Raw genomic sequence first — 15,103 nt, forward strand, 5'->3', positions numbered from 1 at the left:
CCATGGCGGCGAAGAAGGCCGAGCAGGCGCTCGTGGACCAGTGGCGGGACATGCTGGCGCTGCACGCGCGCACGCAGTGCGAACTCGACCGCGCGCTGCACCAACACGGCCTGTGCGCCAGTGACTTCGAGGTCATGGACGTTCTGGCCGAGGGCTCCGGGCGAGGCCGCTCGGGGAGCGACTCGTCGTTCCGTGTGCAGGAGATCTCCGAGCGGGTGCATCTCAGCCAGAGCGCGCTGTCGCGGCTGATCGCCCGGCTGGAGAAGGACGGCCTGGTCCAGCGCCTGATGTGTCCGCAGGACCGGCGTGGCGTGGTGGTGGCCCTCACGGCCAAGGGGCGCGCGCTGCACGGCGAGGTGCTGCCCGTGCAGCGCGCGGTGCTGACGAGGATGCTGGCGAACTGACGGTCGTACGGGCCGGGTTCGGCCTCAGATGACGGCGGAGCTCTCCCGCCACAGCGTCGCGACGGAGGCGTCGCCGGTCACCTGCGGGAAGGGCAGCCGGTTCCACAGCGACAGATACAGCCGGTCGGCCGGCCCGGCGATCTCGCAGTCGGCCTGAGCCGCGGCCGCGGCGCCCCGCTCGGTCACCGGCGGCTCCTGCGACAGCCGTACGGTCCACACGGCGTCGTCCGTGTCCGTCGCCCGCACCCGCAGCACCCGGAGTTCGGCGCTGCGCACCCGGCTCTTGGGCCGGGCGTGGAAACCGCGCAGCAACTCGTCGATGCCGTCCGCCGCGAAGCCGGGGTCGATCTCGCTCGGCGTGCCGCCGCGTGCCGACTCCGCGTCGAAGCGGTGCACGGTCGTCTCGTGCGCCTGCCTGCGCGCCCAGAACGCCAAAGGTGACGGGGCGGGCAGGAAGTGCCAGCACTGTACGTCCGCGGGGGCGCCGACGAGCGTGTCGAGGAGGTGCCGATGTCCCTCGCGGAACCAAGCGAACAACTCCGCGCCGTCGAGGTCGGGCAGCCCGCCGTCGGGGTGGTAGGAGGTGTGCCCCTCGGCCACGAAGGCCGCCGCCCAGCGATGCACCATCCCCGTGTGCCGCACCAGATCCCGCACCTGCCAGTCCGGGCAGGTCGGCACCTTCGCGTCGGCCCCGGCCTCCTCCGCGGCTGCGGCGAGCAGCCGGCCCGCACGGTCCAGGACTCGAACGTATTCGGGTGTCTCCATGGACGTGAGTGTGCAGCATGGAGTGCGGTCGAGGGCAAGAGCCATGATCGGCCGTGCGGCGTTTCAGGGGGGAGCGGGGGAGACCAGATCCAGGTGCAGGCGGTTCCTCGTGCGCTTGGGCTCCGGGACGAGCCGGCACCACAGCCGGGGCCCGACGCCACGGGGCTCGACCAGCACCGTCGGGTCGTCCTCCGGGCCGGCGATCCCCAGGGCGCGCAGCCGGGCGAGTTCGGCGTCGTCGTACGGGGCGACGGCGTAGCCGTCCAGGGCGGCCGCCCAGAAACGGGCCGTGACAGCCGGTCGGGCACAGTCGATGACGATGTCGTGGAGGCGGGCCATGCGGATCAGAGACCCTTCCGAGCACCGACGGCGAGGGCGTCCGTCCGGCGGCGGAACAGGAATCGGTGAGCCAGATGGTGGGAGCGTCGCCCCAGTGTGGTCTCGCCGTGTTCCTTCAGGGAGAAGTGGCCGCAGAGCAGGGACACGACCTCGTCGGCGCTCGGGTGGTGAATCGTGTTGCCCAGGGAACCGACCCGGTCGGGGCCTCCCTGGGCCGAAGGGTCCCGGTCCGAATAGCAGACCATCCCGAACAGGCCCTCCGGTCGCACCAGGGCGGCGATCGTGTCCCGGTACAGGTCCCGGTCCTCGGGGCGGATGTGATGGAACACGCTGTAGTCGATCGCCAGGTCGAACGGCCGGCGCGCCCGGAAGCGCAGGATGTCGGCGACCTCGAACGAGACGTTGCCCAGCCCCAATTGGGCCGCGGCCCGGCGTGCCGCGCCGACGGCCGACGCGCTGAAGTCGATTCCCACCGTGTCGTGCCCCGACATGGCCAGCGCGCAGGTGTCGCGGCCTCTGCCGCATCCGAGGTCGATCACACGGGCGGGGGAGGGGACCCGGGCGATCCAGTGCAGAACCTCGGCGGGTGTCTCCGGGACGTCCCAGGGCGTCGGACCATCCCCCACGTCGCGGTAGACGCGCTCCCAGTGCTGGACGGGTTCGACCTTCACGCCGCGGGCCTCCTTGAACGAGTCCGTCCGTTCTCCAGCAGCGCGGCGAGTTCCGCCGCGGCGACCTTGTCGCCGAATCCGGTGCGCTCGGCGCACTGGCTGTATCCGGTTCGATAGACGCAGCGCACCTCCCCTGCCTGGCACAGAGCGGCCTCTTCCATGTCTCCGTCACCGAAGCGCAGGATCCACACGGCGGGTTCGCCCGTGCCGAACCCCGCGAGATGGGCCGCCAGTTCCCGGGTGTGGGGCAGCTCGTAAGGGGTGGGAGCCGGCAGGCCCCTGAGCCTGGCCACGGTGCGCGCACTGGACATGACCACCTGACAGCGCGCCATGACCCGGTTCAGCAGATCCGACGGCAGCCGGGCCTCGATGTCGTGGGGCACCACGTCGAAACAGACCGGCGTTCCGGCCCGGGCCGCTGTCGCCAGGGCGTGGAACACGGCATGGCGTGAGCGTGGGAAGAGCAGCGGATAGCCGTCGACGAACAAGACGTCCGCGGCTTCGATCGCGCCCCGGAACGCCTCGACGTCGGCGGCCGACAGTTCCTCCACCGGCGCGGGCGAGCTGGCCACGAGGGTGCGACGGCCCGCGCCGGGAGAGTCCGTCCCGTCGCGCAGGACGACGACGTAGCCGTTGGGCAGGCCGCGCTGCTGACGAATGCACCAGGTGACTCCCGGTTCGTTCTCCAGCGTGCGCAGGATGTGATCCGTGGAGGGATCGTCGCCCGTCTTCACCAGTGCGTGCACCGCCTCGAAGTGGCGGGTGGCGGCCCGCGCCATGGAGACGGCCGTACCGGCGAGGACCATACGCACCGGAGAGAGGGCATACACGTCCTCGCGCACCTCCGCGAGTGATGCGGGCACAGCCGTGCGCACGTCGAGCCGGAGATCTCCGATGACGGCGACACGGTAGGGCGCGGGTTGCGGGCCGGCGGACTCGTGCATGCCCGTCAGCCGCTGTCGCAACCCCAAGAGCCAGGCTTCGGCAGTCGAGGGCGACAGGTTCAACCGTCGTCACGGTCGTCGACCGACCACCAGTGGGTCTCCGTGTCACCGGGGAATCGCTCCGGGAGGTAGAGATCCGCCTCGATCCTGCGGTCCACCAGCTCGGCCGAGTAGGGGACGCCCGCCTGGGCGAACTCCTCCCTGATCCGTTCCTTTATCTCCGCTGAGTGCTTCTGGCCGCGCCCCACGCCGTGAGCGGTGAAGGACTGCTCGGGCTGGAACATGACGAACGTGTGATCGCTGCTGTGGCGGGAGTGGGACGTCTCGTACAGAGGGGAGAAGACCGAGACGAACATCCGCTGGCGATGGAAGAGGAACTGCCAGCCCGGGCCGCGCACATCGCCGCTGAGCGAGTCGTTGGGCAACTCGTCCACTTCGGTGAGGGCTTGGAGCAGCCGGCGGAACCAGTGCGCGAGGTCCGCCATGGTCGCGGCACCCGGTGCGCGGTCGGCGACGCCGGGCACGGAGATCACGAACCCGTCGAGGCGTTCATGGGGCGCCGCCTTCGCGAACCTCGTCAGATGCGGAGCCAGCTCGGCCACGTTGGCCGTCAGGGATTTGTCGACATCCCAGTCGGGAGCACCCCACAACCGGGACACCGGTGAGAACAGACAGGGCGAGTCGGCCTGCAGCTTGGCGAAGTCCTGGAGCGCGCCGGCCGTACTCGGGTCGTACGCCCTGGCGAACCGCCCCTTGTCACGTACGGCCACGTGATCGAGCTTGCTGTCCAGTTCGTTCGTGAGCGAGATCCCGCAGTTCGCGGAGATCCGGTACAGGGCCTTGTGCATCCGCGGCACGGACGTGCGCAGCGGTACCCAGTCGTCCAGAGTGCGCGGCGTCTTGGGGCCGTCGTAGTAGTTGACGGCCCGGCCGATCTGACCGGCCCAGTGCAGGAGGTCGAGGAGCTCGTCGAACAGACGCGGGTCCTGCTTCGACCGCTTCTTCGCGCCGGGCGCCGAAGCGGACGTGTCCTTGGGCGGATCGGTGACCGGCACGGCGAACTGGTTGGCGGTACAGGTCGAAATGATCCACAGGTCGGCGAGTTCGGCTCCCACATTCGACGATTGGGCGGCGGGCACCGAGGCCAACTCCTGGCTGAATTCCCCTACTTCCTCCAGAAGCCGCACCACGCCGGCGTGCGGGCTCCAGTATCCGCCGACGGCCTGAATCATCTCGTGGACGGCGCTCTGGGTCGGGCTCATGCCGGTCCGGCGGGGACTGCCTCCCACTGTCGCCTCCTTGTGATCCCATCCGACATGGGGACGTGTGACTCCGCGATAGGGAGCAGCTGGGTGAAGTCGTCGATCACCGCGTCGGGTTCCATGACCTCGGAGTCGTAGACGTCCTTCAGTTTTTCCGGTTTCCAGAAGGAAAGGCGCCGCACCGTCGCGTAATTCTCGGGTGCGTACCCCGAACCGTAGCGGGCCCATACCGTCACGGCTCCGATACTGCTTCCGGGCACCAGGTCGTTCGCCACGCTGTCTCCGACGACCAGGACTTTTCCATGGTCCTGGGGAGCGAAATGCCGCAGGGCTTCCGTGTACGGATGGGTGCTCGGCTTCTGTTTCGCATCGGTGAATGTCCGAAGGGCCAGACCGGCGGGTGTGGAGCGATGGGCCAAATGGCGGTCTCCGCTGTGTGCGCCCTCCCAGGCGACAAGAGCGTCCAGTTGCTCCTGCAGCCGCAGACAGCGCACTCGGCGCAGGACTTCGCGGATCGGCGCGTTGCTCACTCCGATCACCGTGAAACCCCGTTCACGCAGGGTTTCCAGGGTGTTCCTGACGCCGGGATAGAGTCGCAGGTGTTTGCTTCGGCTCCGTACGAAGGCCGAGAAACCCGACCAGACCAGGTCGTTGACCTCGTCCGGCCGCCGGGAGCGCAGGAAGTCCAACTCCCTGATCGCCCAACGGTATTCGGGAGCCCGGTGCCGGCTGTAGACGGCCTGGAACTGTCGGTGCAATTCATCCGGATCGACGTCGGCGGCAGAGCTCAGCTCGTCCACCATGGCACGAAAACAAGGACCGAAGTAATCGATCCAGTCGTACAAGGTATTGTCGAGATCGGTGATCAGGACGGGCGAATGGCTCGGCATGCGTCTCATTCTGCTCCGATGGGACACGTGTTGAGCGCCGGACGAGGTAATTCCGATAATGGATTCATCTGAAGGCTTCCCGGGGTAACGAGTTCAGTAGAACGATCAGCATTTCGAACGCGGCGGCCACCGCCACACGGCGGATCGACCCGCCGGTCCGACGCTCGAGGTCGCTCTTGTCTGCGTCCGCGGCATCCGAGATGCCGCGCAGAGCCACGAAGCGTACACGCTTCAGCATTCCGGAAGTGGCGGTTGCCGCAGCTATCCCGGAAGACTCCATGTCGATCGCGGTAAGGTCCCGCTTGTGCTCCTGCAACCAGGCCGTGAATGCCTGGTCGGCGCCCACCACCGGCCCGCAGGCCAGCGGGCCGACCACCAGTGGGCGGGCCGGGGAAACCGTCGGATCACCGGGAAATCGCCGGGCCAGTCGTGTCCTGGCCTGGGCCAGTTCCTCTTCGGCGACGAAGGGCAGTTGGTGGGCGCGGTGGGTCAGGTACTCGTCCGGCCGTACGCCCATGCCCGCGATCCGCAGCCGGAAGCCGCCCCCTCCATCGGATTCGGCCCGGGCGTTGTCCAGGTAGGAGACGACCTGATCGGCCAGCAGAACGTCCCCCGGCTTCAGATCGGGTGACAGCGCACCGGCGATTCCCACGTTGGCCACGATGCGGGGCGGGAAGTCGGCCAGCATCCCGGCCGAGGTGGCCGCCGCCTGTTCCTGGCCCTTTCCGACCATGGTGAAGAGCATGCGCAGGAGTTGGCCGCGCCCGGTCTGCCAGCGCACCTCGTAGGAGACCTGGCCGGTGCGGACGTCCTCCAGCACGGTCAGCGGGCCCAGCGTCTCCTTGGCACATTCGAGGACCACGGCGGTTTCCTCGGCCAGCGCGAGGACGATGAGCACGGTCGCCGGATCGTTCTCCGGCGCCGGTCGTGGAGTCGGCCGCACGGCGGTCGATCGGGTGCCGTGCTCCACGGCCAGGCGTGCGACGCTCTCCATGACGGCGCGCGGACTGCCGCCGCCCCGCGCGGCATCACATGCCTCGGCGTAGAACCCGACCAGGTGCTGGAGTTGTCTGGTTCTGTCGGGAGACGGCCGAGACAGGTGATCATGGACATTTCTGAGCAGTCCGTCTCGCAGAAGGATGACGCTCGGGTCGTCTCTGAGAGCGATGACGTCCTCCAGGGACAAGTGCCCGAAGGCGTCCAGCAGCCCGATCATTTTGAGTGCGCGGCGGTATTCCACCAGATCGACGATGAGTTCGGGGTGGGTACTGCGGACGCCGCAGTCGACGATTCCGATGCGAGGCAGCCGCCCCACCATCGTCGTCCGGTACTCGGTCAGATACCCCATGGCCCAATTCCAGCCGAGTGCCAACTCGATGCGCCTGCGAGCCTGCGGGGTCAGCTCCAGGTCGAAGATCCTCAGATCCTCCACCACACGCCACAGGAAAGCGTGGCTGCCCAGCCTGTCGGGCACCGCATGCAGCGCCCGCTCGTATGCGCTGGGGGACGTGGCGGCCGGAATGGAGTGATAGGCGTTGTGCAGTTCTCGCACCGGGAACGACGCGAGTGCTCCATCGGCGGCCGTTCCGCCCGCGAGCCCCTCGACGTCCAGGGACCAGCGTGACTTGACGTCGGCCGTGGTGTCGATGTTCCGGGCCTGCAGAACGGGGTGCAGGGCACGTAATCGGCGTCTCGAGGCGGGATATTCCAGCAGTCCTTCGAAGGAGGTGTCGGTGAGGTGCGCCCGCTTGCCCTCCAGCAACTGATCGACGTCCATCGTGGATCCCACCAGGAACAGGACCTCGCTCTCGGCCAGTAACTGCAGATCGCTCAACAAGCCCGGTGCCACCGAGGATTGGACGAGGTCGGTACTAGGCATCACCAGGACATCGGGTGACACGAACGCGGTCAGCCGAAGTGCCTCGCGCAACAGGGTGACGACGTCGCGATGCGGCCGGATCCGGCTCTTCACTTCGTACAGTCTCAGCAGTTGCTCGTGCAGGAAGTGAATGAACACCTCAGGCTACCGGTGGTCGGCCGGAGCGGATGTGCCGTGTTTTCTCACCCGTCGCACATGCCCTCAAGCGGTTCGATAAGGCACACGGACCACTTTCCCTGTTCATGGCTTCGCCCCCTCCGCTGCCGCGGCCTGCCGTCAGAACAGATCTGCCTGAGCACTATTCCCCTGTGCCGTTGTTCCGACACCCGGGAATTTCACCGACCCGTCAGCGCTCGGCCGCATGTCCGACGAAGAGTCCGACGACGGCTGCCGTGGCCGCCAGTGCCGCGACACTGGTGAGGGCGATGGGCAGGGAGAACCAGTCGGCCATGAAACCGATGGCGGGCGGTCCGAGGAGCATGCCCCCGTAGCCGAGCGTGGAGGCGATCGCCACTCCCTCGGGCCCGCAGAGCGCACCGGCGCGTTCCACGGCGACGGGGAAGAGGTTGGCCAGGCCGAGCCCGGCGATCACGAAGCCGACGAGCGCGGCCCACAGGGCGGGAGCGAGCGCGCCCAGCAGCATGCCGACCGCGGCGGTCGTCCCGCCCACCACCAAGGTGCGGGTCTGGCCCAGGCGTTCGAGCAGCCGGGTGCCGGTCAGGCGGCCGATGGTCATGGCGAGCGCGAAGCAGGAGTAGCCGGCGGCGGCCACGCCCGGCGTGGTGCCGAGGTCCTGCTTCAGATGCAGTGCGCTCCAGTCGGCCAGGGCGCCCTCCCCGTACGCCGTGCACAGGGCGATCAGACCGAAGGTGATCACGAGTGGACGGGCGCGGGTGCCCGGCCGGCGCGGCGCGGACGTCGACCGCCGTGTGTCCTGCGGCGGTGTCGGGGGCGGGATGCGCAGCAGGACGCGGCCCGCGACGACGGTGACGAGCAGCCCGGTCACGGTGAGGCCGAGCAGGTGCTGGGTGGGGGACAGGGAGCCGGCGACGAGTGCGCCCAGTCCGGCGCCGGTCATGCCGCCGAGGCTGAAGGCGGCGTGGAAGCTGGGCATGATCGGGCGCCGCACGGCGTGCACCAGATCGACCGCGGCGCTGTTGAAGGCGACGTTGATCCCGCCGTACGCACTGCCGAAGACCAGCAGCACGCCGCCCAGGGCGAGCGCCGAGTGGGTGAGGGGCGGCAGGGCGACGCTGAGGGAGAGCAGGACGCCGCAGACCACGGTGACGGGGTGGCTGCCGTAGCGGCGGCACAGGCGGCCGGTGAGCATCATCGTGACGACGGCACCCGCGGAGACCCCGAGCAGGGCCAGTCCGAGGGCGCTGGCGGAGGCGCCGGTCTGCTCCTTGACGGCGGGGATGCGGACGACCCAGCCGGCGAAGAGGAAGCCGTCCAGGGCGAAGAAGGTGGTCAGGGTGGCGCGGAGGCGGCTGAGGTCGGTGCGGGATCCCGGCACGGCGTTGTGCGATCGGGATTTGTTTATTTGCGGCACAAAGTCAGGCTAGGTGGGTGCGGGGGAAGGGGCAAGGGGCGGCCGGAGGGGGAGAGGGCGGCGCCGGGGGCGCGGTACGGCCCCGCGGCGGGATCATCTCCGCCGCCGACTGTCCGGGGCCCGTCCGAAGTGCGACGCTAAGAGACGAGAGGTATCCGCCGAGGGAACTCGGGAGGGCACGATGGGACGTGACGTGCCGGCCCTGGTGTTCACGCGGGAGGACCGCCGTCGGTACCGGGAGAAGATGCACACCTGCCTCGACGTGCTGGCCCAGATGCTGCGCGAGTCGACCTTCGAGAGCGAGCGGCCCAAGGTCGGGCTGGAGATCGAGCTCAACCTGGTGGACGACGACGGGCTGCCGGCGATGCGCAACACCGAGGTGCTCCAGGCCATCGCCGACCCCGCCTGGTCGAGCGAGTTGGGCCGCTTCAACCTGGAGATCAACATCCCGCCGAGAGAGCTGACGACCGGCGGCCCCGGAGCCTGGGAGCAGGCCATCCGCGACGCGCTCAACCACGCCGAGGAGCGCGCCTCCGCCGTGGGCGCGCACCTGATCATGATCGGGATTCTGCCCACTCTCGGGGAGTCGGACGTGGGGGAGACCGCCCTGTCCGGCGATCCGCGGTACCGGCTGCTCAACGAGCAGATCTTCGCGGCCCGGGGCGAGGACCTGCGGATCACGGTGGACGGCGTCGAGCGTCTGTCGACGTACGCCGACACCATCACCCCCGAGGCCGCCTGCACCAGCACCCAGTACCACCTCCAGGTCTCGCCGAGGGACTTCGCGGACTACTGGAACGCCGCTCAGGCCGTCGCCGGTGTACAGATCGCCCTCGCGGCGAACTCGCCGTACCTCTTCGGCCGGGAGCTGTGGCGCGAGACCCGTATCCCGCTGTTCGAGCAGGCCACCGACACCCGCCCCGTGGAGATCAAGGCCCAGGGCGTACGGCCCCGGGTGTGGTTCGGCGAGCGCTGGATCACCAGCGTCTTCGATCTGTTCGAGGAGAACGTGCGGTACTTCCCGGCCCTGCTTCCGCTGTGCGACGAGGAGGACCCGCAGCGCACGCACGACACCGGCGGCATCCCGCAACTGGGCGAACTGACCCTGCACAACGGCACGATCTACCGCTGGAACCGCCCCGTCTACGCCGTCACCGACAGCGGACCGCACCTGCGCATCGAGAACCGCGTCCTGCCCGCCGGCCCCACCGTGGCCGACACCATCGCCAACGGCGCCCTCTACTACGGCCTCACCCGCGCCCTGGTCGACGACGACCGGCCGGTGTGGACGCGGATGTCCTTCTCGGTCGCCGAGGAGAACCTCCACACCGCCGCCCGCGACGGCATCGACGCCCGCCTGTACTGGCCCGGCATGGGCGAAGTCCCGGTCACGGAGCTGGTGTTGCGGCGCCTGCTGCCTCTGGCCCACCGGGGCCTGGAGCTGGCCGGCATGGACGCCGACTGGCGCGAGCCCCTGCTGGGCATCATCGAGCAGCGCTGCGTCACCGCCCGCAACGGCGCCCTGTGGCAGGTGGAGACGGTCCACCAGTTGGAGAAGGCCGCCGCCACCTCCGAACGGCGGGACGCGCTGCGGCGGATGACCAGGACGTACATGGACTACATGCATCTGAACGCGGCCGCGCACACCTGGCCCGTGGACTGACCCGCGCCTCACCGGGGAGCTGGGTCTCCCTTCCACGTCGCCGCCGTTGTCAGCGGCACGGCGACGGGCGGCTCCGCCGACGTCGTCAGCTCGACACGGCGTCCTTCGGCCGCCGAGCGCAGCAGCGCGCTCATCGTCTCCAGCACGTGCAGGGCGAGTTCACCGCTCGCGCGGGGCGCCCGCCGGCCGTCGGCGGCGACGAAGTCGAGCAGGCCGATACCGCGGGCGCCGTCGACGTAGCCCGCCGAGAGCGGGAGCGTGCGCCACTCGGTGGCGCCCAGTTCGAAGAGCCGGACCTCGCCGTCGAAGCGGTTCGGATCCGGAACGGCGAGTGTGCCCGTCTCGCCGTGCACCTCGATCGGCGCGGCGGTCGTGGCCACGCCGTCGAAGCTCGTCGTGATCGTCGTCAGGGTCCCGCCGACGTGCTCCAGGACCCCACTGACATGGGTGTCCACCTCGACCGGGATCCGCTCGCCCGCCCGCGGCCCGGAGCCGATGACGCGCTCGGCGCGCAGCCGCCCGGCAGCCCCGGTGACGGCCCGCACCGGACCCAGCAGATGCACCAGGGAGGCGAGGTAGTACGGACCCATGTCCAGCAGCGGGCCGCCCCCGTCCGTGTAGTAGAAGTCGGGGTGGGGATGCCAGCGTTCGTGGCCCGGCGTGACCATCACGGCCGACGCGAACTGGGGGCGTCCGACGCTCCCCGCGGCCACGGCCGCACGCGCCGTCTGCACGCCGGTGCCCAGGACCGTGTCCGGCGCACACCCCACACCGACGCCCGCCTTCGCGGCGGCCTCCAGCACGGCGTGCGCGTCGGCGAGGCCGGCGGTCAGCGGCTTCTCCCCGTAGACGTTCTTGCCGTGGCCGATGGCGCCGAGGGCGATCTCGGCGTGGGCCGCGGGGACCGTGAGGTTCAGCACCGTGTCGACGTCCGGGCTGCTCAGCAACTCCTCGACGGACAGCGCCCGGACGCCGGGGAGTTCGGCGGCGACTGCGGCCGAGCGGGAGGCGTCGAGGTCGGCGACCGCGGTGATGCGTACGGCCGGATGGCCCACGAGCGTGTCCAGGTACGCGCGCGAGATGACGCCGAGTCCTACGACGCCGATGCGGTGCGCGTCGCCCACAGCATGCCCCTCTCGATGATGGTGCGGACGGCGGGGTGCTCCAGCACGTCGAGGCTGTGGCCCGGCGTCGTCACCACCACACGCCCGGCGCCCCACTGCCGGGTCCAGACCGCCGGACAGGTGACCGGGCGGTGCCAGGGCTGCCACGGCCGGGTCGGGTGGGTGGTGGTGGCCAGCACGTCGATCAGCTCGTCGTGCAGCACCCAGTACTGCTCGGTGTGCAGCTCGAAGTCCCCGACGCCCGCGGTGACGGGGTGGTCGCGGCCCAGCTCCGTGATGTTGACGGTGTGCGGCAGGTAGTTGTCCTCCTGAACCCCCTGCCGCTCGCAGGGCTCCTTGCCCGGGTGGGTGGCGAACTGCCCGCCCACCAGATGGAGATAGTCGGAGGCGGCCCGGAAGGAGTCGGCGATGCCGCCGTGCCAGCCGGTGAAGCCGGTGCCGGCCACGACCGCCGCGCTCAGTCCCGCCAACTCCTCGGCACCGATCTGCGACATCGTGACGCACTGCACGACGAGATCGGTGCCGGCCATCGCGTCGGCGTCGGCGTAGACCTCGGTGGACTCCTCGATCCTGACGGCGTACCCGTTGGCGCGCAGGAAGGGCAGGAACAGCTCCGTGGCCCGGACCGGCTGATGCCCCTCCCATCCGCCTCGCACCACCAGGGCGTTCTTCCGCGTCATCTCGTCCCTTCGTGGGCCGGCACAGTCCCCTCACTATGTGCCGGTCGCTCGCGCGAGGGAAAGAGTCGGGGTTCGACGCGAAATTTTCGGATCCCGGCTACTGGGGTGGTGTTTCGCGCGCAGCATGGCCAGCGTCCGACCAGGGCCGCCTGCACACTTCTCCACGGGAGTTGGTCGCGTGACGGATCAACCGTGCCGGAGACATGCGATGTTCCGCTCTCGGACGCGGCCGTCCCCGGCACCATGACGGCCGCCGAACTGCGCAAGGCCGCGGCGGCGGGCCGCGTCTGAATAACGCCGCCCGGCCGCCGGCGCGTCAGATCCAGCCCTGCTCCCAGGCCCGGTGCGCGGCGGCATGGCGGGTCGGCACGCTCAGCTTGGACATGGCCGAGGACAGGTAGTTGCGGACGGTGCCGGGGGCCAGATGGACCTCGGTGGCGATCTCGGCGATCGACGCGCCCGTACGGGCGGCGCGCAGGACCTCCAGCTCGCGGTCGGTGAGGGGACAGTCGTCCTCGGTCAGCGCGGAGGCGGCGATGTCCGGGTCCACATAGCGGCGGCCGGCGGCGATATCGCGGATGATCTCGGCCAGCCTGGTCGCCGGAGTCGTCTTGGGGACGAAGCCGCGCACCCCGGCGGCCAGGGCCCGGCGCAGTACGGCGGGCCGGGCGTGCCGCGTGACCAGGACGACCTGGGTGGACAGCGCGGCCCGGATCTCCTCGGCCGCACGCAGCCCGTCGGTGGGCGGCATCTCCAGATCCAGGACGGCGATGTCGGGGCGCAGCTCGCGGGCCAGCCGTACCGCGTCGGTGGAGGTCGCGGCCTCCGCGACCACGGTGAGATCGTCCTCCAGCCCCAGCAGGGCGGCCAGGGCGCTTCTGAGCAGGTCCTCGTCGTCGGCGAGCAACAGGCGGATCATCGGGCGGCTCCGTCCGCCGGGCTCGGTGGGTCCGGAGTGGTCCGTGACGGCGCCGGCAGCGCGGCCGTGACCACGAAGCGGTCCCCGTCCCGCCGCCAGGTCAGCTCGCCCCCCGCCGGGCTCAACCGCTCGGCGAGGCCACGCAGTCCCGTGCCCTCCGGCGAGGCCGGGACGTCCGACACGCCGTCGTTGCTCACCCGCAGCCGGGCGAAGCCGTCCGCGACCCGGTACTCGACCTCGGTGTGCTCGGCCTGGCTGTGCCGCAGGACGTTCGTGGTGGCCTCCCGCATCACCAGGCCGAGCAGGTGACGGCCGGCGTCGGTGAGGGCGGTGGCCGCGGCGTCGGGGTCGAGCGTCATCCGCGCGTCGATGCCGGCGGCGGCCAGCACCCGGGTGGCGTTGGCGATCTCGTCGTCCAGAGTCGTACGCCGGTACCCCCGCACCACGGCCCGGGTGTCACTGAGGGCGTCCGCCGCGAGCCGCCGTATCTCCTTCAGCTCCACGGCCGCCCGCGCCGGGTCCGGCTCGACCAGCCGGGCCGCCAACTCGCTCTTCAGGGCGATCACCTGGAGATGGTGGCCCTGGATGTCGTGCAGGTCGGCGGCGAACCGCAGCCGTTCCTCCCGGACCGCCAGCTCCGCCTCCAGCCGCCGCGCCTCGTCCAGTCGCCGTGCGGTGTCCCAGGCCCACAGCGGGCCGAGCGTCACCCAGGCCGTGAAGGCGACCAGCCCGGCGGGGAACAGCGCGGCGTACGCCAACTCGCCGTCCCCCTCGACCAGGCTGACGACGCTCCCGGGCAGCAGTGCGACGGCCCCGGCGGCCACGATCAGCAGGCGTCTGCGACGCGGCGGCAGATACGTCGCGGCGATCGCCACCACCACGGCGGGCGCGACCGGCCACAGCCCGTAGTTCCGCAGGGCCAGCGGAGCCGCCGCGAGCACGACTGCGGCCCCGGCCGCGGCGATCAGCCATCCGGCGGGCGGCCCGCCGGGGTGCGCGTCCGCCACGGGAAGGAGCTTCAGTCGACGGCTCAGCAGCACGACGCTCGACCCCACCTCGACCGCCAGCGCGGCAGCGGCCGGTGCGCGGGCCCACAGCGGAACGCCGCCGTCCAGGACCCACGCGCCGACGAAGACGGCCAGGACACCCGCGATCGTGCCCGGCACGGTCCACCAGGTGTAGCGGCGAAGGCTCGTCAGCCCCGCCGCCCCGTGATCCGCCGCCCGGTCCCCCACCCGGTCATTGTGGCCCACGCCGCATGACAAATGTCATGCCGGTCCGTGACAACGCCACGCGCGGACAGGGGGATTCGGCACTACTGGCGGGCCGCGCCGCGCAGCAGGGTTGAGGTGTCGTCAGCCGATACCCCGCCCCGGTACCGACACAGAGCCCGTCACACACTCGGAGGTTCCCATGTCCACCCCCGCGCCCCACGCGACGGCAGACCGCCCGCACCCCCTCGCGATCCTCACACGGCGCTGGCCCACCGCGCTGGCCGTCGTGGTCTGCGTCTTCAACATGGCCACATACGGATCGGAGGACCTGGCCGGCGCCGTCGGCGGCATGGGGGAGACACTGCCCTTGCTGCCGCTGATCTACCTGATGGTCAATCAGCTCGGCCGGCCCCGGTACACCTGGCCGGTGCTCGGGGCCGGGCTGGTGGCCGTGTTCGGCCTCGGGGCGCAGGACGCGGTCGCCCCGTCGACGGTCCTCGTCGCCTTCGCCGCGACCCTGCTGGCCTGGGGCACCGTCCGCGGAACCCCGAACGGACGGGCCACGTTCGGGGCCCAGGCCGTCGGCGCGGTCCTGTTCTGCGGGCTCGCGCTGGCCGGGCTGGCGGTGGATCCGGATCTGGGCCGCTATCTGGTGGCGGCCGGCTGGTTCTGCCACGGCGTGTGGGACTTCGTGCATCTGCGGCTCGACAAGGTCGTCTCCCGCACCTTCGCCGAGTTCTGCGGCCTCATCGACGTGTTCGTCGCCGTCCAACTGCTGTTCCTGGTCTAGCCGGTGC

Annotated in this window: 14 protein-coding genes and 1 pseudogene; 3 read left to right on the top strand and 12 right to left on the bottom strand. The window is 70.5% G+C overall.

The window, feature by feature from the left end:
* Positions 1-2 precede the first annotated feature (2 nt).
* A complete protein-coding gene (locus IM697_RS18740) occupies positions 3-404 on the top strand; it encodes a MarR family winged helix-turn-helix transcriptional regulator (RefSeq protein ID WP_194048844.1) in 402 nt (133 codons plus the stop codon).
* A gap of 24 nt (positions 405-428) precedes the next feature.
* On the opposite strand, the gene IM697_RS18745 is transcribed toward IM697_RS18740, so the two are convergent.
* From IM697_RS18745 to IM697_RS18780, 8 genes and pseudogenes are all read right to left on the bottom strand, one after another.
* Positions 429-1,169, bottom strand: coding sequence for a maleylpyruvate isomerase family mycothiol-dependent enzyme (locus tag IM697_RS18745; RefSeq protein WP_194048845.1), 741 nt, complete (start codon positions 1,167-1,169; stop codon positions 429-431).
* Between the two features lie 84 nt (positions 1,170-1,253).
* Positions 1,254-1,508: pseudogene (locus IM697_RS18750) on the bottom strand (VOC family protein); the annotation flags it as partial.
* A 5-nt stretch (positions 1,509-1,513) separates the two neighbouring features.
* Entirely contained in the window at positions 1,514-2,179 is a 666-nt protein-coding gene (locus IM697_RS18755) for a class I SAM-dependent methyltransferase (protein WP_194048847.1), read from the bottom strand.
* Positions 2,176-3,123 carry a carbohydrate kinase family protein gene (locus IM697_RS18760; protein ID WP_194048848.1) on the bottom strand — a complete coding sequence of 316 codons (948 nt, stop codon included), beginning with the start codon at positions 3,121-3,123 and terminating at the stop codon, positions 2,176-2,178. The genes IM697_RS18755 and IM697_RS18760 overlap by 4 nt, the downstream gene beginning before the upstream one ends.
* 59 nt (positions 3,124-3,182) lie before the next feature.
* Positions 3,183-4,412 carry a YqcI/YcgG family protein gene (locus IM697_RS18765; RefSeq protein ID WP_194048849.1) on the bottom strand — a complete coding sequence of 410 codons (1,230 nt, stop codon included), beginning with the start codon at positions 4,410-4,412 and terminating at the stop codon, positions 3,183-3,185.
* Positions 4,382-5,275 (bottom strand): HAD family hydrolase, encoded by an 894-nt coding sequence (locus tag IM697_RS18770; RefSeq protein WP_194048850.1) that lies wholly within the window; start codon positions 5,273-5,275, stop codon positions 4,382-4,384. The genes IM697_RS18765 and IM697_RS18770 overlap by 31 nt, the downstream gene beginning before the upstream one ends.
* Before the next feature lie 64 nt (positions 5,276-5,339).
* A complete protein-coding gene (locus IM697_RS18775; RefSeq protein WP_194048851.1) occupies positions 5,340-7,247 on the bottom strand; it encodes a 5'-methylthioadenosine/S-adenosylhomocysteine nucleosidase family protein in 1,908 nt (635 codons plus the stop codon).
* Between the two features lie 253 nt (positions 7,248-7,500).
* A complete protein-coding gene (locus tag IM697_RS18780; protein WP_194048852.1) occupies positions 7,501-8,670 on the bottom strand; it encodes an MFS transporter in 1,170 nt (389 codons plus the stop codon).
* A gap of 217 nt (positions 8,671-8,887) precedes the next feature.
* On the opposite strand from IM697_RS18780, the gene IM697_RS18785 reads away from it, so the two are divergent.
* Complete coding sequence (locus IM697_RS18785) at positions 8,888-10,369, top strand: glutamate-cysteine ligase family protein (protein WP_194048853.1); 1,482 nt, start codon at positions 8,888-8,890, stop codon at positions 10,367-10,369.
* A gap of 8 nt (positions 10,370-10,377) precedes the next feature.
* Here the strand turns inward: IM697_RS18785 and IM697_RS18790 are convergent, their stop codons facing one another.
* The 4 genes from IM697_RS18790 to IM697_RS18805 all read right to left on the bottom strand — a co-directional run bounded on the left by IM697_RS18790 (position 10,378) and on the right by IM697_RS18805 (position 14,327).
* A complete protein-coding gene (locus tag IM697_RS18790) occupies positions 10,378-11,493 on the bottom strand; it encodes a Gfo/Idh/MocA family protein (RefSeq protein WP_194048854.1) in 1,116 nt (371 codons plus the stop codon).
* Complete coding sequence (locus IM697_RS18795; RefSeq protein ID WP_194048855.1) at positions 11,463-12,173, bottom strand: ThuA domain-containing protein; 711 nt, start codon at positions 12,171-12,173, stop codon at positions 11,463-11,465. Before IM697_RS18795 ends, IM697_RS18790 begins: the two co-directional genes overlap by 31 nt.
* Positions 12,174-12,489: 316 nt before the next feature.
* Positions 12,490-13,092: a response regulator transcription factor gene (locus tag IM697_RS18800; RefSeq protein WP_194048856.1), complete on the bottom strand. Its 603-nt coding sequence runs from the start codon at positions 13,090-13,092 to the stop codon at positions 12,490-12,492.
* Complete coding sequence (locus IM697_RS18805; protein ID WP_194048857.1) at positions 13,089-14,327, bottom strand: sensor histidine kinase; 1,239 nt, start codon at positions 14,325-14,327, stop codon at positions 13,089-13,091. The genes IM697_RS18800 and IM697_RS18805 overlap by 4 nt, the downstream gene beginning before the upstream one ends.
* Before the next feature lie 178 nt (positions 14,328-14,505).
* Here IM697_RS18805 and IM697_RS18810 point away from each other — a divergent pair, with 178 nt between their 5' ends.
* Positions 14,506-15,096: a hypothetical protein gene (locus tag IM697_RS18810; RefSeq protein WP_194048858.1), complete on the top strand. Its 591-nt coding sequence runs from the start codon at positions 14,506-14,508 to the stop codon at positions 15,094-15,096.
* The last annotated feature ends 7 nt before the right edge of the window (positions 15,097-15,103 follow it).

The sequence above is a fragment of the Streptomyces ferrugineus genome, from assembly GCF_015160855.1.
In the GTDB taxonomy this organism is placed as follows: domain Bacteria; phylum Actinomycetota; class Actinomycetes; order Streptomycetales; family Streptomycetaceae; genus Streptomyces; species Streptomyces ferrugineus.